General features: G+C 51.6%; 13 protein-coding genes. 1 reads left to right on the top strand and 12 read right to left on the bottom strand.

Annotation, left to right across the window (positions count from 1 at the left end; all coding sequences use genetic code 11):
- The first annotated feature begins 84 nt into the window (after positions 1 to 84).
- Positions 85 to 1,473: an amino acid permease gene (locus AC0VZ8_RS16285; protein ID WP_475487548.1), complete on the top strand. Its 1,389-nt coding sequence runs from the start codon at positions 85 to 87 to the stop codon at positions 1,471 to 1,473.
- On the opposite strand, the gene AC0VZ8_RS16280 is transcribed toward AC0VZ8_RS16285, so the two are convergent.
- The 12 genes from AC0VZ8_RS16280 to AC0VZ8_RS16225 all read right to left on the bottom strand — a co-directional run bounded on the left by AC0VZ8_RS16280 (position 1,417) and on the right by AC0VZ8_RS16225 (position 21,031).
- Positions 1,417 to 2,265 (bottom strand): aspartate--ammonia ligase, encoded by an 849-nt coding sequence (locus tag AC0VZ8_RS16280; protein ID WP_475487547.1) that lies wholly within the window; start codon positions 2,263 to 2,265, stop codon positions 1,417 to 1,419. The two genes, AC0VZ8_RS16285 and AC0VZ8_RS16280, sit on opposite strands and share 57 nt — an antisense overlap.
- 129 nt (positions 2,266 to 2,394) lie before the next feature.
- Entirely contained in the window at positions 2,395 to 3,030 is a 636-nt protein-coding gene (locus AC0VZ8_RS16275; protein WP_475487546.1) for a LysE family transporter, read from the bottom strand.
- Positions 3,031 to 3,158: 128 nt separating this feature from the next.
- The gene (locus tag AC0VZ8_RS16270) at positions 3,159 to 8,378 is read right to left on the bottom strand and encodes a LamG domain-containing protein (RefSeq protein WP_475487545.1); all 5,220 of its coding nucleotides are present in this window, start codon (positions 8,376 to 8,378) and stop codon (positions 3,159 to 3,161) included.
- Positions 8,379 to 8,858: a hypothetical protein gene (locus AC0VZ8_RS16265; protein ID WP_475487544.1), complete on the bottom strand. Its 480-nt coding sequence runs from the start codon at positions 8,856 to 8,858 to the stop codon at positions 8,379 to 8,381.
- A 139-nt stretch (positions 8,859 to 8,997) separates the two neighbouring features.
- Entirely contained in the window at positions 8,998 to 10,446 is a 1,449-nt protein-coding gene (locus tag AC0VZ8_RS16260; protein WP_475487543.1) for a glycosyl hydrolase family 28 protein, read from the bottom strand.
- A gap of 150 nt (positions 10,447 to 10,596) precedes the next feature.
- The gene (locus AC0VZ8_RS16255; protein WP_475487542.1) at positions 10,597 to 12,150 is read right to left on the bottom strand and encodes an extracellular solute-binding protein; all 1,554 of its coding nucleotides are present in this window, start codon (positions 12,148 to 12,150) and stop codon (positions 10,597 to 10,599) included.
- A gap of 72 nt (positions 12,151 to 12,222) precedes the next feature.
- Positions 12,223 to 13,092 (bottom strand): carbohydrate ABC transporter permease, encoded by an 870-nt coding sequence (locus tag AC0VZ8_RS16250; RefSeq protein ID WP_475487541.1) that lies wholly within the window; start codon positions 13,090 to 13,092, stop codon positions 12,223 to 12,225.
- Positions 13,093 to 13,120: 28 nt separating this feature from the next.
- Entirely contained in the window at positions 13,121 to 14,104 is a 984-nt protein-coding gene (locus AC0VZ8_RS16245; RefSeq protein WP_475487540.1) for an ABC transporter permease, read from the bottom strand.
- 208 nt (positions 14,105 to 14,312) lie between these two features.
- Complete coding sequence (locus tag AC0VZ8_RS16240; RefSeq protein WP_475487539.1) at positions 14,313 to 15,212, bottom strand: helix-turn-helix domain-containing protein; 900 nt, start codon at positions 15,210 to 15,212, stop codon at positions 14,313 to 14,315.
- 75 nt (positions 15,213 to 15,287) lie between these two features.
- A complete protein-coding gene (locus AC0VZ8_RS16235; RefSeq protein WP_475487697.1) occupies positions 15,288 to 16,412 on the bottom strand; it encodes an AGE family epimerase/isomerase in 1,125 nt (374 codons plus the stop codon).
- A gap of 374 nt (positions 16,413 to 16,786) precedes the next feature.
- Complete coding sequence (locus AC0VZ8_RS16230; RefSeq protein ID WP_475487538.1) at positions 16,787 to 18,469, bottom strand: RICIN domain-containing protein; 1,683 nt, start codon at positions 18,467 to 18,469, stop codon at positions 16,787 to 16,789.
- A gap of 477 nt (positions 18,470 to 18,946) precedes the next feature.
- Positions 18,947 to 21,031, bottom strand: coding sequence for a beta-galactosidase (locus AC0VZ8_RS16225; protein ID WP_475487537.1), 2,085 nt, complete (start codon positions 21,029 to 21,031; stop codon positions 18,947 to 18,949).
- Positions 21,032 to 21,046: the final 15 nt, after the last annotated feature.

The raw sequence follows: 21,046 nt of genomic DNA, 5'->3' as shown, positions 1-21,046 counted from the left end.
ATTCCAATAATGGTTAATCTGCTCAAACCAGATGCATACTCCGCACGGTACATGAACAACTTAACCATAGAGGAGGTATATGCTATGGATTCACCTGGGTGTGCAGGACCGAACGATTCCGCATCGTCGGATCATAAGAGCAGCAAAGGCAGCTTAAAGTGGTGGCAGCTCTCACTGCTTGGCATCGGCTGTACGATTGGTACGGGGTATTTTCTAGGTTCCGGCATTGGCATTAAGCTGACGGGACCTTCCATGGTTGTATCATTCCTTATCGCTGCTATAGGAACCTATATTGTCTTTCATTTTTTGGCCAAAATGACGACGGCGGATCCTCAAGAGGGATCCTTTTGTTATTATGCGGGAAAAGCGTTTGGGCGGTGGGCACGTTTCGGAAGCGCATGGAATTACTGGAGCACGAAAATTCTAATCATGGGCAGTCAGCTGACGGCTCTGTCCATCCTGACCAAGTTTTGGTTCCCTGATATTCCGCTATGGATATTCGCAGCCATCTATGCCGTATTATCGATTGCCGTCGTTCTGCTGGGTACGAAAGGCTTCGATAAGGTGGAAAATGTATTGGCCGTCATAAAAACAGCGGCGATTCTCATGTTTATTCTTCTCTCAACTGCAGCGCTTATGGGCTGGATTCGCGGGGGCAGCGATGGTAGACCCGGATTTCCCGATTCGGTTGGACAAGTGTTCCCTGGCGGATTTCCCGCATTCTGGTCCTCGCTCTTATATGCTTTCTATGCCTATGGGGGTGTCGAAACCATTGGTTTGATGTCCATGCAGCTCAAAAACAAAAAGGATGCTCCCAAGTCAGGAAAAGTCATGCTCATCGGACTGACCGTGATCTACATGATATCCATCGGGCTTGCTGTCTTCATGGTTTCCTACAAACTCTTGAGTGAGAAAGAAAGCCCGTTCGTTACGGCGCTATCCAGCTATCCGCTAACTTTCTTTCCCCATGTATTCAATGGAGCGATCATTATGGCCGGATTCTCGACGATGAGCGCTTCATTGTTTGCCGTAGTGAATTTGCTTGTGACGATGGCTAAGGACGGCGATGCACCGAGTATTTTTACGAAGAAGCTGGAAAAGTTCCGGAAGCTGCCGCTCCCTTCCTTGGTGCTCGCCGCGATCGGTTTATCGGCTTCAATCGTCACGGCACTCCTATTGCCCGGAAAAATATACGAATACATTACAACGGCTGCCGGCATATTGCAGATGTATAATTGGTCGTTCATTATCATTTCGGCTTACAAAATTCTAAAGGTCAGAATGTGGGATGTGATTCTGGGTGGATTCGGCATCATCCTCCTGCTCGGTGCCGTAACCGGAACCATCATGGAGAAGAGCATTCGGCCCGGTTTTTTTGTCAGTTTGATCTTGGCTGCGCTTGTGGCTATCGTGACGCTAATTATGGTCAAGATATGGAATAAGATGCAGACCAACACCATCCCTAATGAATAAAGAAAGGATATCTTCATTGTAAGATATCCTTTCTTTTTGCTCCACCGCACAATTCAATACCGGATACCACAAAACAATATCCCCGTTTAACGTCCAGTCATTATAATCCGGCGAGCGGCCGTCATGCACCTGACCGGACTTCATCGTTCCGCCTATTTGCATAATGAATACGGCGCCATGTATCCTGACAATTTCATTTTCCCTTTCCTTCGGCGTTAAACTAGGAAAGCGATCTTCCAACTCCTGCGTCGTGATGAAAAAAATTCGCTCCGGGAGGATCGGCTTCAAGAAGGGATGAAGTTCATAAAGGTACTCTTCCGTGGATTTGATCACATCATATATCCTTACAACTTCATGTTCTAAGGTGGCGAGAGTACGCATGTCTTCGCATATCACTTTTTCCCAATCCCACTGATCGACGTATATGGAATGCAGATTATCCATGTTTTCATCCCGCCTGACGGCTTTCATATCGGTGTATAAACCTTCCCCACTCGTAAAGCCGTATTGGGCAAGAGCCGAACGTTTCCACTTTGCAAGGGATTGCACAATTTCGACACGGCCTTCCTTCATATCCATCACATCAAAAGATACGGTCCGTTCCGTGCCGTTCAAATTGTCGTTAATACCTGTGCCCTCTTTTACCATAACGGGTGAGGAGACTTCGGTTAAGCGGAGTGCCTTCTCAAGCCCGGTCTTAAAATACGATTTGGTTTTTTGTATGGCGATAGCCGTTTCCATCCTGTCCAGCCTGGATTGGTAACGCTCAGGAATCACGATAGATCTTAGCAAGTCGTTTTTCTCCCCTTCACAACGTATTAAAATGTAAACTTCTGCCTAATTGACTGAGAACAGTTTACCTTCCAATACTGTCGCTTTGTCCCATGTATATTGAACGGAATTGGGTAGAAGACCACTTGGTTATCCTGTTAACGCAAGAATGCCCTGAATACCAAAGTACACACCGAAACCGATCAGTGATATTCCCGATATGACCGAAATCGCAGTCAGCATGTTCTCATTGAGGAAGCGACGAAGTCCTGTCGTTAAACCGGCAACGCATAGATCCCAAAGGGTTAAGCCCAAAAAGATCATGCTGCTATACAACAGCAAATGGCTCGTCCCGAACGCTGAGGCAGTCTTGGCCAGGATGGAGCCATAAATCCCCAGCCAAAACAGGATGGATAAAGGACTCGTGATGGACATGAAAAAACCGAGCAGAAAACAGCTTAACAACGAATCCTTTTTGCTTGCCGCCGAGCTGATTTTCAATTTATTCACTTTCGTTATGCTTTCAACCCCGCTGTAAATTAACACGAATCCGCCAAAGAGCCACAAAAAGATCTGAACGATCGGAAAATTAAGAAATTGAACGAGACCTAAATAAATGAACAACATAAAAGCTGCGTCTGCCAGCATTGATCCAGCTCCGACTACCCAAGCATGCCAAAACCCGTTCTTAATGCCTTTATCAAGCCTGGCCGAATTCACGGGCCCGATCGGAGCAGCCAATGTTAATCCCAGAATAATGTAGCTAATTAACAAATTCACGTTCAATCGCATTCACTCCCGCCTACGAATACCAAGCTTGTACATTTTATGTGAAAAAAGCGGTTGGATATGACTTCTAATCCTAAAACCAAGAAAAAAACCGCCTATCAAAGGCGGTTGTTGTCATAAGCAAATCAGTAAACCGTTTCGGCCCATCGGACCAGAATCGAAGCTTGTTCCTCGGTAAAGAACTTCCCGGCATGGCCCCGAACCTGACCGATATACCCGTTCATGATTCCTCTTGCGGCTTCGATGTGACCGCTGTCAGCCTTTTCTTTTGCCTGCTCCAGCTTTTTATTATAGGATTTCGCCACCGCTTCCCAAGCATGGTCTCCCGTCTCACGCAAGAATGCATTCGTCATGCTCTTTAAGCCGTCATACGTCGCCGTCACCGTAAATGCATGCGTACCCGTTGTCCGGTGTCCTGCCAGATCCTCTACTGTAACCGTTACCTTGTTCTCTCCCGGTTCGAGAAGATACGCTTGCGTCTGCAGCAGCGGTCCATCGCATGGCGTACCGTATACGCTGGAGGTTACATCCGCCGCGCTGCACGTGATGCTCACCTGCTGATCGATGGTATAGGAAGACTCGCCATGAAAGTGCAGTTCTGGTTCTGTCAAGTCAAGTTTAATCTCCAGCGATCCGGATTGATCCGCATCAGCGGTAGAACGATATAAGAAACGATGGATCCCTTCTTCGTTCAGAACAACCTGCTCCTTGTAGGCCATCCATGTGTTTCCTCCATCCAGGCTGTACTCCGTGCTCGCAGCCGGTTTCAATGTAAGGATTACAGGACTCGTGTACCAGCCATTGCTGCCGTTCGGCTCGGTTGGATCTGCCGTAACATCGACGCCTTTTCGCTGGAGACCTTCGAGTGCGGCAAGCAGATCGGTGGAAGCAACATCGACATCCTCCTGGTTGGAATCACCCGCAGATGCCACCGTATTCGCATGAGCCATGGCTACCTCCAGCACTTCATAACTTTCTGGCGTACAGCATTCCGCATCCACCTTGGAAGCTTTATTCAGCAGCAAGGCAAGCAGGGAATCGTCAAACCATGTAGATGTTTTGTTATAAACAGCCTGTATTTCTTCAGAGCTTAATACGGAATCATACACACGAAAGTCATCGATCTTACCGGTAAACAACGGATCTGCGAATTGACTCCTGCCGATATAGTTGTTGCTGGGCTTGAAGTCGCTCGGTTTGATTGTCATGTTGTTCTTCTCGGCTTTCAATTCGCCGTTGACGTACAATTTGCCCGCGCCGTCTCCCAACGTAACCGCTATGTGCACCCACTGATCCGTAGCAAGCTGCCCCGTCTCCACGAACTGCTCGCCGCCCCCGTTCTTGATGGCGAAGCGAAGCGTATTGCTGCCCGATCGCGGCGATAGAAACAAATATTGATTGGTGTTGTTCCCAAAATCGAATATCCGCTGCCACTGACTGCCTCCCTTCCAGTACACCCAAGCCGCGATCGTGATGTTGTCGGCTGCTGCTTTTTTATCGGTCGCTGGAAGAGTGACATAGGCATCTATTCCGTTCAGCTCGACCGCCTGCCCAACTTTTCCGGCCGTGTACTCGGTTGTTCCGGATAAGGCAGCACTGGACGAACTCAAGACATTATCGGCGTTTCCGTCGAACGGGTAGAGCGCTGCCTTATAGGGCTCCAGCAAATTCTGTGCCGAATAGACCTCATTAATCAGCGCTTCCACGTCTCTTTCCGGCTTGTTCATCTCCGTCTTAATCCGTTCCAGTTCTTGGTGGTACAAGTAGTAACTTGCCTTCGTATAGTCCGATGCCGGCAGGCCCTCGGCATGCCTTAACACGTCTTCGAGGGAGTCCGCAGAAACCATCACGTCATAGAAGGCCTGCGCGGATCCATCAGCGTGAATCGGCAGGATCTTGTAAAACACCTTGCCATTCCGGACGTTGGATTCCTCGTAAGAAGTGCCTCTAGTCCCTGACAGGACGAGTGTCCACGGCGATCCCTCAACCGGCTCTGTGGTGCCCGGTTTCAATTCCGGATCGGTCAGGCCCGCCTCGTCATCGGTCGTGCGATACACGTTAAACCAAGAAGCCTGCTTCGGCTTGTTCCAATGGATCGTGATCTGATCCTGCTGCTTTACAAGGAACGGTGTGAGATGGCCTTGCGGCGTTTCCGTAACCGTTACGTCGCTGAACTGGGCTGAATCGGAAGCGGTAACGCCCGTGTAGTATGCATAAGTCAACAATGTGGAAATTTTCATAATATAGGTCCAATTGCTGCCGTCCTTGGATACAAACGCGTACACCGTCTGTGAATCGTGGTCGCGTATCAATTTCACGTACGGATACTCGGCGGCCGTATATCCCTGCAGCTTCGCATCATAGGGGCTTGCCGTTTCATTCCACCAATGATGGAAGGAGTTCCGCGTTCGGTTCTGCAAGACAAGCTCCCCATTCTCATCCGCTCCGAAATAAATATATCTTGCTTTATCAGCGGTGTGCCGATCCCGCATCATGATGCCGCTAGCTTCACCCGAAGCACCGTCGATCTTCGCGCTGATGGTACTGCTTCCTACGGTTACCCGGCTAACATAATGCAGCGAATCGTGGATATCCCGTAGATATAGATTGTAATCGTCCCCTTGACCAAGCCCCGTTCCTTCGGCTCCTTCAATCGTTATGGAAGAACCGTTGATCAAGGCGGTGCCTGACGTATTGCCAATCCGGTCGTCGCGCCAAACATCGTCTGCGTTGGCGGATACCGGCGCGGTCAAATCAACTTTCACTCGATAAGAATCCCAGCCCTCGCCGTTCTCGTTCACAGCAGAGACTGTATAGTAGTAAACCTTACCGTTTTGCACGTTCGTATCCTTGTAATAATTGCCTTGGACATCCGTTGCAATGACCGAATAAGGCCCTTCTTCCGACTCCGATCGCTTCACGGTATAGGACTGACCGCCGGACGTCGTTTTCCAAGTGACGCCCACGTAACCGTTACCTGCAAGCGCATGCACGAAATCGACATGAAACGGTTTAGGGGCGAGTTCGTGATCAGAGGTTAGTTTCAGCACCATGGCGGATTTCGGCACAGCCGTTACCTTGCCGTCCACAACCGGCACGTTCGTCCCCGATACAAGGTCGATCACCTCGGCGCCCGAGAAGTCGGACGGCAGCTCAACGTCGAAGGTTTGTTTGTTTCCGTATTCGTCCCGGGTCGTGTTAAAAATCATGAAATATTTTCCGTATCTGGAAGTCTGCAGCTCGGGATATCCGGAATAAGGGGTATCCGCTTCGAAATTATCGCGATTGACGGTGCCTACGCCGGGCTGATAAGAAATCGGCGAAGGCTCTCCGGCCAGCGCCTGCGGCGCTCCGCTCCAATTGTTCGCACGATCAGACTGGAAATCCCAATCGATGTTGCCTGCACGCAAGTAATAATCTTCATATCGGAAAAGGTTATTGGTCGCGATCTGAACGATATGGTCATATGGATCCTTCATAATATGAAGCCGCCCGTTGCCTGCCATCCCTCGATTGCGATAAAACAAGGAACCCAGCATCCTGAAATCGCCGTCTCTGACCGACACGTACATGTTGTCGACATCTGCCCAAGCCCATTGATCGTAATCATTCGGATCAACGCCCAACGCTGCGATTTCTTCCGGTTTATAGTAATCGAAATCCGTATGCGGCAGAACGACACCCGCCTGGATATCGCCTCCGAACCGGTCGTAATCGGCACGACCGGTTGTAATGTATTCATAAGTGTCTGCCAACCGGAAATCGGGTCCGCTCATCGTTCCCCGGTGTCCGAAATCCTTGGTGTGGAGCAGCTGATGATCGGCAAGCTGCTGCTGCACGAAACCGACCGCTTCCTTGGCAAACTCCCAGTATTCCTCCCATTCCGGACCACTGTACCTCGCCTCGTCCTGAGCCATCGCCATCTCCAGCGACGCGAATTGCATCCCCATGCCGAGCCCGATTCTGGCGCTGTAAGCAGGCATGCCGGTTAATCCCTGATTTCGCTCATCCGTTACTTGCTCCGCTCGCATGATTCTTTTCCCATTATCATCCAGAGACGTGTAACGGACAAATCCGCGGGCATGAACCGATTTCAACGCCGCCTTCAGAATCTCGTCATTCATGTTCTCGTCGCCGGCGTGGTTAAGCGTTTTATAGAAATAAGTGACAAGATAGTTGGCAGATTCTCCGTAGTTCGCAACATAGCCGTTCTCCCTCGTGAGCCCCGCCTCGGTCAAACCGGTATAATGCATGCCGTAGGGCAACCGTCTAACGACATTGCCGTCGGCGTCCAGCTTGCTCTTGGCAAGCCCCTTGCCGACGATGTGTACGAAGTCATCGGTAAAGACCGCACTCCCATCGTGATAGAACAGCGAATGGTACAGATCCAACTCTTGACCATCCGGGCCGACCAGCTCTTCTTCTCCAAGAAACGGCTGTATCCCCAAAGATTCAAGCAGGATCCGTTGACTGCGTTCTCTGCCCTCGTAGTAATCCGAGCCGATGATCCGCAGTCCTTCGTGTGCCTCCCAGGCTCCAACATACGTATAGTAAACCTGGTTATAAATATAAGACAGCCGGGTCCTGGCGAAATCAAAATTCGCCTTCAGCGTCCGCTCCCAGGCCTCTCTGCGCGTCAATTCCCCGCCATCCCAGTCCACACCGGCCAAAGAAAATTCGCCGGCAACGCTTCCCGTAACGAACGGTTCATCCAGAAACGCATGGAATGCCTCTTCTCCGTAGATCTCATCGTCTCTAATCAGATTCTCCGCGATATACAGCGCTTCGCCAAGCGCGCCGTAATAACCGCCCCAATCGCCCTGGTGTCCGCCGCGCAGCACCAGTCTCGTATTGCCGTAATAATCTTTGACATGATTATCGATCGTTTTGAAGATTCGTTCCAGCGCCGCTCTTTTCTCTTCAGGCGTCTTTGCCGGCGACCAGTCGTATTTCAGAACGCTCGCGTAAAACATCAGTTCATCCTGATAGCGAATAATCGATAATTTACTGCCGGCACTTCCATCGACTTTCCCCGATAACGTGTTGAACAGATTGATGTGATCCTGTCTGTAGTTGTCAAGCAGCGCCTGCTTCTCGGCATCCGTCAGATCGGGCGGCAGCATCGTATCCGGGTTCTGGCCCGGTTTAAATTTATGCCCCTGCTGTTCCCCATCGACAGGAATATAGGCTTGTGTATGGGTGTAGGCACTATAATAGCCCCTCGTGTCGGTGATCATCGTCCCCCATGGGTTGAACGATTTAATCGTGATTTCGACCGTATCTTTCCCGGCCGTCGATTCCAGGGGAAGCAATATCGTATTGTAAAAGAACCGGTTCGGCATCATCTAGCCCTTGTTGATGGCTTCATAATCCCCGTTGCTGATATAACCGACCTGCTCTCCGTTTATATGAATCATGCTGACGGAGGAGGTTTCGTTGCCGGAAAATTTCACAGTGATATAATTGCGTAAAACGGGGTCGACCTTCATCGTAAACGTCAAATCTCCGCCCTGCCCTTCCGCCGGTTGCCGCGGGTTCGATATTCTGGCAGGCTCATCGAAGAGCCCGATGATCGAGCTTGTGAACGCTCCCTGGAAATGATGGGCAGTTTCCGATGCCGTGTCGCCGAATACGATTTGATCCAAGAAACCTGCTGCTTGGGATGTCCCGCCGGATGCGTCGGCAGGTGCCTGAGCGGCGGATGTGGATTCCATTCCGATCGATGGCAGCATCAATGAAACTGCCAAGCACAGGACAACAAGCTTCCTGCCCCATTTTCCCGGTTCCTTCCTACGTTGAAATACAGAAGTAATGAGACTTTGCATTCGATTGTTGCCCTCCCCTAGATTCATATCTTAAAATTTATGGGTAAGCGTTCACATGCTCTAGCTGCTTCGGTCATTCATAGTCTTGATCAAGTTTCGTCTGGCCTATTTATAACGGAAAGCCTGTCGGAAGACCCGCCTATTCAAACGTCACGTTGCTTTGAAACTCGTTGCATTGAAAATGGCCCGCTTCGGCGTTCGTAATAGGCTCACCATTGATGCGCAGATTGCGGAAATGAACGCCTGTCACCATTCGCTTCGCGTCGTAACCCGCAATCACCGAAGGATTATCGCACGTTCCTTGATAGGAAACATCGTTGAAATATACATTCTCCACGCGGTTGCCGGGAACGGGATTATATTTCGGGTTATGAAAGACCCGTATATCGAAGAGCCTTCCCAGCTCGAACGGCTCGATTCGTACATCGTTGAAGGATACGTTCCTTACCGTATTTTGATCTCCGGCATTGATGGCCAGACAGCCCCAATAACCGTCTTGGGGCTCATGATGCTCCAGGATATCGATATCGTGGAAGGAAATATTTTCGATGGTATCCCCGCTCCCCTCATGGTCGCCATGAACGCCTATCATAACGGGATGAGCTACGTCTGCCCACAGAACCGCGCGATTCACCCGTACGTTCGACGTATCGCCCTTAAATGCGCCGCGGCTGGCATAAATGGCGATGCAATCGTCGGAGGTGCGCAGAAACACGTCCTCGATAAGGACATTACGACAGGACATCATATCAATGCCGTCGCACCACCCTCGCGTGCTGAACGCCTTGAAGCCGCGAATGCGAACGTTCTCCGATTGGCCCAGATGAATGCTGTAGTGGGGCGGATCGATGGAGATGATGTCCTCGACCGTAATGTGGCGGGAATAATTGATTTGCACGGACCGCCAATAGGTGGTCTTCTCGATGTCCCGCAAGTAAACAATCCCTCTACCCCGAATATGGACGTTCTCGACGTGATCGCATACAAGCGAACCGATAATGATAGATCCGCCCGCAAGATACACCGTCGTGTTCGATGGCACATGAAATAATCCATCCTGGAATCGGTGCATGCCGGGTCCGAAATAAATGACGCGAATGGATTGCTCTCCCGCTTCGCTTGCAGATGGAAGAAGATCGATTTTGTCCTGAATCCCATATTCCCCGGGTTCAATGAAGGCTACTTCGCAGGATTTCGGATCCGGCGCATCTACTTCGAGACCGTTCGCAAACAGATGAAGATTGTGAAACCGATCCCCGTTCGCCTCAATGCTTAAGCTGCATGGCCGGTCAAGCCGGAGCCAGATTTTATTGGCATCGTGATTGGATTGGATGTGACTGGCTATAGGCCTGACTTCCACTTGATGAAGCGCCTCTCTCCTATAAGTAATCTCGACCTCGACAATGCCGGCAAAATCGAATGTCGCCATGGACGCTTCGCGCACATCGTGCATATCAACCCGAACCAGATAGGTGCAGAGGTCTTGGTATTCCCTGTCCACCGTCCTGACACGGACCGCGAAATCATCGTTTAAGGCCGCGCCGTCTGGCGCGGGATAGGTGACGAGCGCTGATAACATTTGGTTCATGTTCATTCCTCCGAACAACAAAATAATCCTAAGCTGATTCCCCATTCCGAGTGAAAAATGGGATTATAGAGGGCTGCCAAGATGGAATCTTCATCGCAGCGGACGAAGTCTCATCATGGCAACCCGGTTCAAATGAACGATAAACTGGGCTTATTTAGCCGCTTGGCGTGCTTGGTAAACAGCCGTCGCCTCGTCCAGCACTTCCTGACCGCCGGTTTTTAGCCATTGCGTCTTGAAAGCCTCAAAAGAAGCGTCCAGATCGTCCTTCCCGATGATGGCCTTGGTGTAGAACTCATCCTGGAGCGTTACGAGCGTTGCCCAGTACTTGCCCTTGCTTTCCAGCGCCGTCGGGCCAAGAATATCCGAAATCGGCTTCATTCCCTCGTTCACCGTCTCCCTGAATTCCAGTTTCTCTTTCGAGAAGTGGTATTTCCACATGCTCGAATCCCGTTCCACCAACGGGTTATAATAACCGCCGTACCCCATGGCACGAGCTTCTTCGACGGTGCTGGCATAAGGCTCTTTCATGACGACGGCGCCGTCCACCAGGTCGTAAGACACGCCTTCTTCACCGAAAACGCTGCGAAGGTAAGCTTCGTCGCTGGAAGTCAGATCCTCCAGCATCTGCAATATCTTAATGCGTTTGGCTTCGTCCTCCTCGACCTGCTTGCCGAACAGGAGCGGTACCTGAAGCGCACCGTTGGACATCACGATCGATTCGCCTGCGGGCCCGATGACGCCTTTGCCGTATACGGGATTGGTGCCGTTCGTCTTATCGGCTTCCTGTCCGGCGAATAAATGGTGGTACATGCTGTTATCGACATATCCGATTTTGTGGCTGCCCCACTTCTGGCCGATCAACGCACCGTCATCCGTCATGAACTCCGGATCGATAAGTCCATCATGGTACCAAGCTCTTAGCCGCTTCGTAGCTTCCTTGGCCTGTTCCGAAATTCCGCCCCATGTCACCGTACCATCGTCGGTTAACATGAAATGATAGGGATTAACCCCGTATGCGGCATAAATGGAATTGAACATTTGTGCCCTTACGTCTTTCCCGCGTCCGCTCATGCCGTAGGTGTCCTTCTTGCCGTTACCATCCGGGTCATTGTTGCGGAATTTGGTTAGCACGTCTTCCAATTGTTCGAGCGTTTTGGGCGGCTCGTCATACCCGACCGCTTTCAACCACTCTCCGTTATAGGTCGGTATGAAACCATAGGCTCCGTTCAGCCAAATACGGGGGACGCCATAGTTTTTTCCGTCGATGATCCCGACATCCCAGGCGTTAGGGTCAATTTCCTCGACTTCCTTCACGTAGGTAGGCATATATTTCTTGATTTCGTCAACGGAAATGCTGGCGATCACTCCTTGCCTTGCCCAGTTCGTCATGTCCGCCTCACTGATGTTATGAGGTAAAATATCAGGAATCTCTCCGGAAGCGACCATGACTTTGAAATTCTCGTCATTTCCTCTCATGTTGACGAACTTCACGTTATAACGTTCTTCCAAATACTTCTGTGTTGGATTGCCATCATCAGTCGGAATGTCCCAGGTCGAAGCGTTGGTCATAATGACGATCGGTTTGTCTTCGCCTTGCTTATCGGTTTCGGCGGTCTCATTGCCGCTTGAGCTTCCACTACAGCCTGTAGCCACCAGTGAGATGGACAGAGCTGTGATCAAGCCGAGCCTTTTCCAATGTTTCATGTTTAGATCCTCCCTTTTTTGAACCAGTTACTTTATATAAACGGGAGTGTTTTCACTTCCCGATTATAACGCTCAGCCCTTAAGCGAGCCGATCATCGTCCCCTTCACGAAATACTTCTGAAGGAATGGATACACGATCAGAATCGGCAATGCCGCAAACATGATGGTTGCTGCTTTAATGGACGACGTATACTCGAAATTGCCTACGACGGTTCGCCCGAACGTTTCCGCATCCGTATTGGTGATGACGATTTCACGAAGGAAAAATTGCAGCACTTGCTTGTTCTGATCCGTTACATAGAGTACGGCGTCGAACCATGCGTTCCAATGCCCAACCGCGGCCCAGAGAGCCAATGTAGCGAGCACCGGCTTCGAAAGAGGAAGAATAATGCGGAATAATATGCTGACATCGTTGGCTCCATCGATCTTCGCGGACTCCTCCAGCTCCGTCGGGATCGCCATGAAGAAATTGCGCAGCACCAGCATCGAGAACACCGGAATCAGTCCCGGCAAAATGTAGATCCAGCGGGTATCCATCAAATGCAGAGACTTCATCAACAAATACGTCGGAATGATGCCGCCCCCGAAGAACATGGTGAACAGAATGACCATGGTATAAAAGCTGCGGTGCGGCAAATATTTGCGTGACAGCGGATATGCGCACAGCGACATCGCAATCAAAGACATGGCTGTTCCGACAATGGTCCGAAACACCGAGTTGCCAAATCCGATCCAAATTTTTGTCTGGCTTAATACCTGGTTCCAGGCGAAGAAGTCCAGCTCCCGCGGATATACATGGAAACCGAAACGACTCGCTTCACTCGGGCTGCTTAACGATACGGATGCAATATGCAAGAAAGGGTAAACGGTTACAATACATAAGAAGGTAACGAATAGAATAAGGATGCATTGAAATATACGCTCTCCCGAACTCATTTTCATAAGACTGCTCATCTCCTTCTGGTCCTCATTAGAGGACGCCTTCCTGTCCCATTTTCTTCATGACGTAATTGGTGCCCAGCACCAGCATGATGCCGATGACGTTCTTGAATAATCCGACGGCCGTCGTTAACCCGAACTGAGCCTGCTGGATGCCTGCCCGGTATACATAGGTATCGATGACATCGGCGACCTCATATACAGCTGGGCTGTACAAGTTGAAGATTTGGTCGAATCCGGCATTCAGGATGCCGCCGAGCGACAGGATGAACATGATCGAAACGACAGGCAGAATCGAAGGCAGCGTAATATGCCACATTTTTTTCCATCTGCCTGCTCCATCGATTACGGAAGCCTCGTACAAGGTAGGATCAATGCCCGCCAGCGCGGCCAAGTAAATGATCGTTCCCCATCCGATCTCTTTCCAGATATTCGTAGCAACCAGCGTCGGACGGAAATACTCGGGATCCGCCAAGAAGTACACAGGCTCCAAGCCAAAAAGCTGCAAAATGTAATTCACGGGTCCTTCCGATGGCGACAACATGACGATAATGATGCCCGACAATATAACCCAGGAGAAAAAGTGGGGAATATACGAGATCGACTGCGCTACTCGCTTGAACCTGTGGGAACGCAGCTCATTCAACAGAAGCGCGAGAAGGATCGGCGCAGGAAACCCGAAAACAATATTGTACAGGCTGATCAGCAGCGTATTTTGAAAAATCCGGGCAAAGTCGGGCGACTGAAAGAACAAAAACTCAAAATGTTCGAGTCCGACCCACTCGCTGCCCCATATTCCCTTGATTGGGCTGAAATCCTTAAACGCGAGTTGGATGCCGTATAACGGCCCATAATGGAAAATGCCGAACCAGATCAAAGTAGGGATGAGCATAAAAAATAAATACTTGCTTTTCTTGTAATTTTTCCAGGTCTCTTTCCAGGTCCCCGCCTTATTCGCGGCCATCCTGTTACCGTTTTCATTTTTGGGGACAGGAGCGACATTCAACTTATTCAACAGCCTGCACTTCCTTCCAGCAATCTTAGGGATCGTTCCTTCATCATGGATTCATCCCCCGTAAACCATAGCATTAGTCTTTGCGCAGCTAACGCTCTCATTCCCATCTGCTGCTCTTTGAACCCATTGTATCTTCAATGAGGCTGTCAAAATGGCAAAACGATGCGCGAAAATGTTCATTGGTTGTTGTACTCCCCGTGACGAGTGGTTAGTGCGCTTTCCCCTTGCCGTGTACCGAGTGAATAAACCCTGTTCGATATTTGAGCGGGGTCGTCCCCACTTCATGCTTGAACACCTGAACGAAGTAGGACGGGTTCGATATGCCGACTTCGGACCCGATCCACTCCACTGACTTCGCGGTCGTTTCGAGCAGCCTGCACGCTTGCCTCATGCGCTTCGCTGTCACATATTCCTTCAGCGTGCTTCCCGTTTCTTCATGGAACAGCTTCGATAAATAAAATTTCGATAGATGCATGGCATCTGCAAGATCGTCCAGATAGAACGTTTCCTGATAGTGTTCGTCGATCCAGCGCATCGCCTGCTGCACATAACCGGTCGACTTCCGCTCCAATGTTCCCGGCGACCGGCTTTGACCCGATGGATCATATCGAATGACCGTATCCAGCAGCCGCAGGATGAGCATGCCGATCTCCTCTGCGTCCTCGCCCTTGCCTTCTTGCCTGGTACGATCATAATCGTCCAAATTACGTTCGACCGTTTCCTCGGCTGCCTTCATATCAAACGCTTGGATAGGGTGGCTGCCTTGCCATAAAGCGGCAAACAATCCGTGACGCCTTGCGAAGGGACGCAGTAATTCATCGGCCAGCTGCGAATCAAAGTGGAAGATCGTACGTGTATACGGCTGCTCCGGGCTGACGTTGGCATAGACATGGTGCAGTTGATACGGACGAAAGAAGAACAGCATTCCCCTCCGGATAGGGAAAGTATCGCCGCCTACGACGACATGCCCCGTCCCCTCGTGGACGAATAACATCTCGCAGCACTGGTGCCAGTGATAGTAGCCTTTGTACTGATCGGTATTGCGGTGCCGATAATCCCAGAATAGTTTCGCCCCTCCGAAAACAACCGCCTCAAACATACGTTTCATATCCATTCCTCCATGCCGGAATCGTGAACGTACGACAAACTTCCATTCCGCTCTGCCCCAGACCGAATTACGACGTTACCATAAATAAAGATCATTGCCCTTCAGCTTGAACGCAGCTTCCATGAAGAAGTAATCCCCGTAAATAATCGGCTGGTGATGCGCGCTGCCGCGGTACGCGGCTGAACCGCGCTGAATGATCGCATCTGATCGTTCGGTCCAATCGCTCCGAGACTCCAAGGATTTCAGCAGCTTCAGCGCCGCCTTCAGATAAATGTGCTTGTCGTACGTTCCGACGCACCTGGCTATCTCGATCAACCCGCATGCCGCGATGGCGGCAGCCGTATCGTCATCCCGCTTTGGTTCGGGAGGCTGCCGGAAATCGACCGGAATGACCCCGTCTTCAGGAATGTTCGCCATGAAGTAATGAGCGATCCGCTTGGCGGTATCGAGATATTCGGCTTTGCCGGTGTGCTTGTAACTCATCATGAAGCCGTACATCGCCCATGTCTGGCCTCTTGTCCAAGAGGAACCCTCTTCGTAACCTTGGCCGCCGTATGTTCGGACAACGCCGCCTTCGTAAGGGTCGAATTCCACGATATGATGAACCGAACCGTCCATCCGGACGAATGCCGTCATGGCCGTATCCGCATGTCTTTCCGCAATCTGCTTGAATCTCGGATCACCCGTCTCTTCCGTTGCCCAGTAAAGGAGCGGAATGTTGAACATGCAGTCGACAATCGCCCAGCCGCGCGTATCACCGTCATCCAGATCATTCCAGGCGCGAATAAAGCCGCCGGCCGGGTTGAATCTTCCTGCCAGCAGCGTAGCGGCGTGCATGGCTCTTTTTCGGGAATCAGGGTTTGACGTCAGCTTGAAATTGGCAACGCTCGTCAGTAGCCACATAAACCCGACGTCGTGATGCAGCCCGTAAAACTCGTCAAAGCATCGATCCAGTTTGGCTTCGGAAATCACCGCAACATCTTTATATTTTTCGTTGCCCGTTTCGTGGTACATCAGCCACATCATGCCGCCCCAGAACCCGTTCGTCCACCAATTGATCCCGTCCGTCAACGTGCCGGAGGGATTCGAGGCGGAACGATCGTCATGCGTCCCGTCTATCGTTGTGTAAGGGATCTTAAACCTCGATTTTTCGCTTACCCAAGCCATCTTGGCCGTGATCTTCGCAATCAAGGCGTTCATCCATTGCTGCTCGTCGTTACTTAACACGGATCATAACCTTCTTTCTGTACGAAAACTGATGATTTAACTTTAGCTAAAGTGTAGGTTGTATCCGTATCGAGAAGTTTGAAAAACAAGACAAGAAATGTTGAAATCTTGTTGTTTGTTTCTCTTGAATCCAGTGTAATTCGGCAAGGTTGCTTGTCCTATTGCACTTTTGCAAGATACCTTGCAATTTTCGATGGAAAATAAAGAAAATCCGGTTTGACCTCCGATGCGGGCGGGCAAGGCGACCATTACGTGAACGCAAAAAAAAAAGCCCGGCCACGTGGCCGGGCAAGCATCATATCATCAAGCCTTCCATTCTATCCGTACGCTGCAAGGCGCTATCCGCATTACTCGGATACGGGCTCGAGTTTCCATTGCTGATGGTGTCCTAAGATATACCGCCATTGCTGGATAAGCGCTCCGTCCGCCGTAGAGATATCTTTAACGTCCGCGGGTTTGTTGCTTGTGACGGGCGTGATCCGGTGGTGCCCGTCACCGACGGGAATGAATACGAATCGTTGATGGTCACCGCTATTACGATTCGCCAGCTGAAACGAGGCGCCATGATCCAACGAAGCATTCGATATTTGCAGATACAATCCGCTTTTCTCGTTCTGTATCGTATACTGCCCGCCGCCGAGATGCGCCACGTTCCATTGCTGGCTCGGATCCCCGTTTAAGGTTCGCTGCTCGATATTCGAGCCGCTTGCCGTTCCGGATGCCGTCATCGCTTTGCCGACATGGCGTACCATGAAACGATACGTGCAGTCCGAAATGTTTCCGCCTGGCAGTACGGCTGAGTCGCCGCTGCCGGGCGGCCTGGTATACAGCAGCGTTCCGAATCCGAGCTGGTCGAACGTTGAGGCATGGGAGGCATTCGGGCCGCCTTCCGGCCTCAATCGCTGTGCGCGGGCAGCGATGTTAGGCACTGACAGCCCTTTCCGGTTGGCGTAATGGTTATAAATCATTTCCCATACGGGGCGCGGTTCATTGCGGCCGGCGGCGGAAATGACCGTCTGCCTCTGTACAGCTCCGTTCGTTCCCGACCCCCATTCGTAGGCTGCGAACGGAACATCATCGCTTCCGTTGTTGTATTTGGCAACATATTCGGCGGCACGCATAAATCGGTTGTTCGCCCAGCCATACAAATCGTCGCCTTGATTCCACGCCATCTCGCTCGTGACGGCCATCAGTCCGATTCCCAGTTGGGTGTGTGCCTGATCGCGTCCGGATTCCTGCCATTGGGCGAGGCCGTCCGGATGCAGGAATGGGATCGCGTTATAAATCGAGCCGTTGCCTGCCCCATGCTTGAAATACTCGATACCGATGTCGTAAATGTCCCGTCTGTCGCAAAAAATGCCGATCGCCACCGTTGCCGCCATATTGCTCAAATCCCAATTGGCCCAATAATTTTGAATATATGCATCATTGTGGTCCCTGCCATACTCGTTACCGATCAAGAAACGCTCGTTGAGGGGCTTGTAGAATACATTCAGCAGCATGTTCTGCATCCGGGATACATCGAAGCCGGGATAGTCCCGCATGAGCTCGGCCGCATTGGCCAGCTGGTAGCCGTTAAGACCTGCGGCCAAATAACGGTCTGCATTGCCGGTGACCGTCGTCAACGTGGCAGACCAGGCGTTGAGGATGTCCCGCGCCGTATCGCCATGCGCCGTACTGCCGGCGATCTTCCATCTTAATGCATTCTGGTAGGCTCGAGCGACATCGTTATAGAGCAAGGCAACGTTGTCGCCCGCTCCGCCTCGAACGATCGTTGCCGTGGCACGCGGCGTCCAGCCTGCCTGCGAATACGGGCTATTGACGAGCTGGTTCCAGCCGTCCAAATACGGCTGGGCACCCTCCTCCACCTTCAGTTTGATCCGGGCCAAATCCATCTGGGTGTGAAGCAGGCCTGGATGGAGAAACGGGCCGGCCGTTGCCGGTTCGGCTCCTTCTCCATGGACATATCCGGTCATGCTTAGCATGAGACCTAAAATCAAAGACAGCACGACGCCTCTTTTCATCTTCATTCACCATTTCACTCCTTCCCTTTAACATTTTGACTTTGCTGTATCATCCCAAAATCAGTCTTTCTCGCTGCATGCAAAGCAGCCTCCTATTTTGCCTCCCTACTTTATGGATGCGCTTTCAATTATCTGAGCCCGCCTCCCTCCATGCTTCATGAATATGGGTGGTTACATTTTCTATTCTACGCTTTGAAAGGACGAGTAAATTTTGAATTCCTGCGTATAAATGTAAATTTCTTGCTGTTTTGATTCCTCTCTAATCCTATCAAGTGTTTTCACACTTGCTTTCGCAGTAGGCAAGTGGTCCGTTGCTTGACTTGGAGATGGCTGGCCGCGGAAGCCTTTCTGTCCAAGCATGGATTTCCGAACGTGGATGAACTTCACGTCTCCTGCCGGCATATTTAAAGCCCCGGGGAGTCCCGGGGCTTTAGATGTTCTGCACACTTACTTATGGAAGACGATGCCTGGCCAAACCGCATCTTAAAAACCCGTCTTCGGAATTTCCCTCGGTTGGCGGTCGAAGGCCTGCACCGCTCCGGTACGGACCTCATACATTCGTTCGTGCGCCGTTCTCGCCGCCACGGCGAAGTTGGCATACGGTCGATTGCAAACGTCGACCATGCCGATCTGGTAATTCTCGCCGTCGAAACGGCCGAGGGCAGGCTGGTCGTTCCATTGAAAATAATGGACGCCGATCAATTCCGGAATCGCCGCGGCTTGTTCCACGTAATAGCGATAGGCGTCGCCTCTCTCCCGCTGGGTGGCTACGGCCCGGATACCGTAAGCCGGCAAGCCCCCTTCGGCTGACCCGAAGTGGTACTCGCCGATCATGACAGGCCGGTTCAGCTTCTCCGCAATCTTTGCGATCTGCTCGCGATCAGGCGCGAACTGGTAACAGTTAAGTGAAAACACGTCGAACCATTCGCAGCCCTCAAGCACTTCTTCGCTGCTCACCCAGGCATAGCGCATGCCCAAATTCAGGTGGTTCGGGTCTGCCTCTTTACACAGGCGGGCCGGGAGCTCCACGTATCGCCGAATCAGAATCCGGTTGAACGTCGAGCAATCCTCCCTATAGGCCGCACGGAAGAATTCCTTCGGTTGCGCCGGCTCGTACAGCTGGAGGAAGCTGTCATAATCGCTCCCCCATGCCGCGTTCAGCCGTTCAACCACTTCGTATTTGACGCTTATCCACTCCACGAACCGTTCCTTGCTAACGAAACGGACGGGGGACTCCAGCATGAGCCGGGTCAGGTCCAGACCTTCCACAAAAGCCCAGTGCGGCTCGTTACGCATGAAATAACCGATCATACGACGATCCTCCCGGAGCGGCACAAGCTGATGCGCGAACTCCTTCGAGCCCCGTTCGTACTCCGGACTGAACACGTCCGGAAAGTCGCGGAAAATGGTTCTCTCCGTCGACGGGAAGTCGGTCAGCGGATATACGTACGGCAGCGACGAATCGCGGATAAAGCTCTCATCGGACCAATTGCCAATCGTGTTGAAGCCAAAGTGCCGCAGCCGAAACTCGGTGAGCGACGCCCAATCCCGACGCCAGTCCGCACCGAATGCACGAATCAGATTGGCAACCTCGAAGCTGAAATCCGTTCCCCCGCGCGTCCATGCATCTCCGTATCCTTCCTCCGGTGTGGGCAATTCGGGCAGCAAATGTTCCATTCCCGCAATTCGCATTGGCGAAGCCGGGCCGATGCAGTCCATCCCGGCACTGAACAATGCGAAGCCGTCAGGGTCGACGAACCACCAATTCGAGCCATCGTGGGCCGTGCGGAAATACCCGGTCTGCTCGAATGTTTTCCCCCTCCAGCCTCCGTATTTGCCAAAACCGAAGCCTTCCAAGGTACGGGACGATCCTTGAGCTTGAATCCCGCTCCGTATTCCAATCAGTGCCGTATTTCCTCCGGTTTCGCATTCTTCGGCCGCACCTTCTCCGGCTGCCCCCGCTTCTGCACGTTCGGCTTGAAGCCGGCTCGCCAGTTCCTGCTCGTCAGCCGTTTTCCATGACCATTCGCGGCCGACCATCTGTCCCATCCGATCGATGTATACCTGACGCTTCCGTTTGAATTCCGGTTCGTTGACGTTTAGGCGCAAGTTAGAGATCTTGACGCTGCGATCCGATGTCGAGGGAATCGTGGCAATCGTGAAGCCGTCGATTGAATTACGATCGACACGCGCATCGCCGCGAAGCACCGTCTGCAGCATACCTGGATAACGGGAGAGAAACAGCTTCTCTCCGTCCAGATGTTTCAGCGGCAAGCATACCGTTGTCAGCACCTTCGGCAGTATGCCGACATGATACGTGATGGACCGCCCTTCTTGATCCCCGAAGCCGAACAGAAGCACCAGTACATCGTGGCACTCGTGATAGACGTCGGCAGCAACGAATTCGCATGCGGTCCAAACGCTGCTGCTGACCGTTCCCGTAAGCAGCCGAATGCCGCCGCCTTCCGGCGGCGCAGTCAGCCAAAACTCAGATGAGCGAACGGCTTCAACGCGGATCCGGTCCTCAACTTCAAATGCTTGGCAAGACAATAACACGGAGTTATCCATATCGTGACTCCCTTC

It is taken from the genome of Paenibacillus sp. QJM3NY_38, from assembly GCF_056173265.1.
The sequence above is the reverse complement of the archived record's forward strand: the minus strand, read 5'-3'. Positions and strand labels throughout refer to the sequence as shown.

Excerpts from the sequence above, each read along its gene's own strand:
- AC0VZ8_RS16285 (WP_475487548.1), top strand. The coding sequence starts at position 85 with ATGGATTCACCTGGGTGTGCAGGACCGAACGATTCCGCATCGTCGGAT.
- AC0VZ8_RS16270 (WP_475487545.1), bottom strand. The coding sequence starts at position 8,378 with ATGATGCCGAACCGGTTCTTTTACAATACGATATTGCTTCCCCTGGAA.
- AC0VZ8_RS16265 (WP_475487544.1), bottom strand. The coding sequence starts at position 8,858 with ATGCAAAGTCTCATTACTTCTGTATTTCAACGTAGGAAGGAACCGGGA.
- AC0VZ8_RS16260 (WP_475487543.1), bottom strand. The coding sequence starts at position 10,446 with ATGAACCAAATGTTATCAGCGCTCGTCACCTATCCCGCGCCAGACGGC.
- AC0VZ8_RS16255 (WP_475487542.1), bottom strand. The coding sequence starts at position 12,150 with ATGAAACATTGGAAAAGGCTCGGCTTGATCACAGCTCTGTCCATCTCA.
- AC0VZ8_RS16250 (WP_475487541.1), bottom strand. The coding sequence starts at position 13,092 with ATGAAAATGAGTTCGGGAGAGCGTATATTTCAATGCATCCTTATTCTA.
- AC0VZ8_RS16240 (WP_475487539.1), bottom strand. The coding sequence starts at position 15,212 with ATGAAACGTATGTTTGAGGCGGTTGTTTTCGGAGGGGCGAAACTATTC.
- AC0VZ8_RS16235 (WP_475487697.1), bottom strand. The coding sequence starts at position 16,412 with ATGAACGCCTTGATTGCGAAGATCACGGCCAAGATGGCTTGGGTAAGC.
- AC0VZ8_RS16230 (WP_475487538.1), bottom strand. The coding sequence starts at position 18,469 with ATGAAGATGAAAAGAGGCGTCGTGCTGTCTTTGATTTTAGGTCTCATG.
- AC0VZ8_RS16225 (WP_475487537.1), bottom strand. The coding sequence starts at position 21,031 with ATGGATAACTCCGTGTTATTGTCTTGCCAAGCATTTGAAGTTGAGGAC.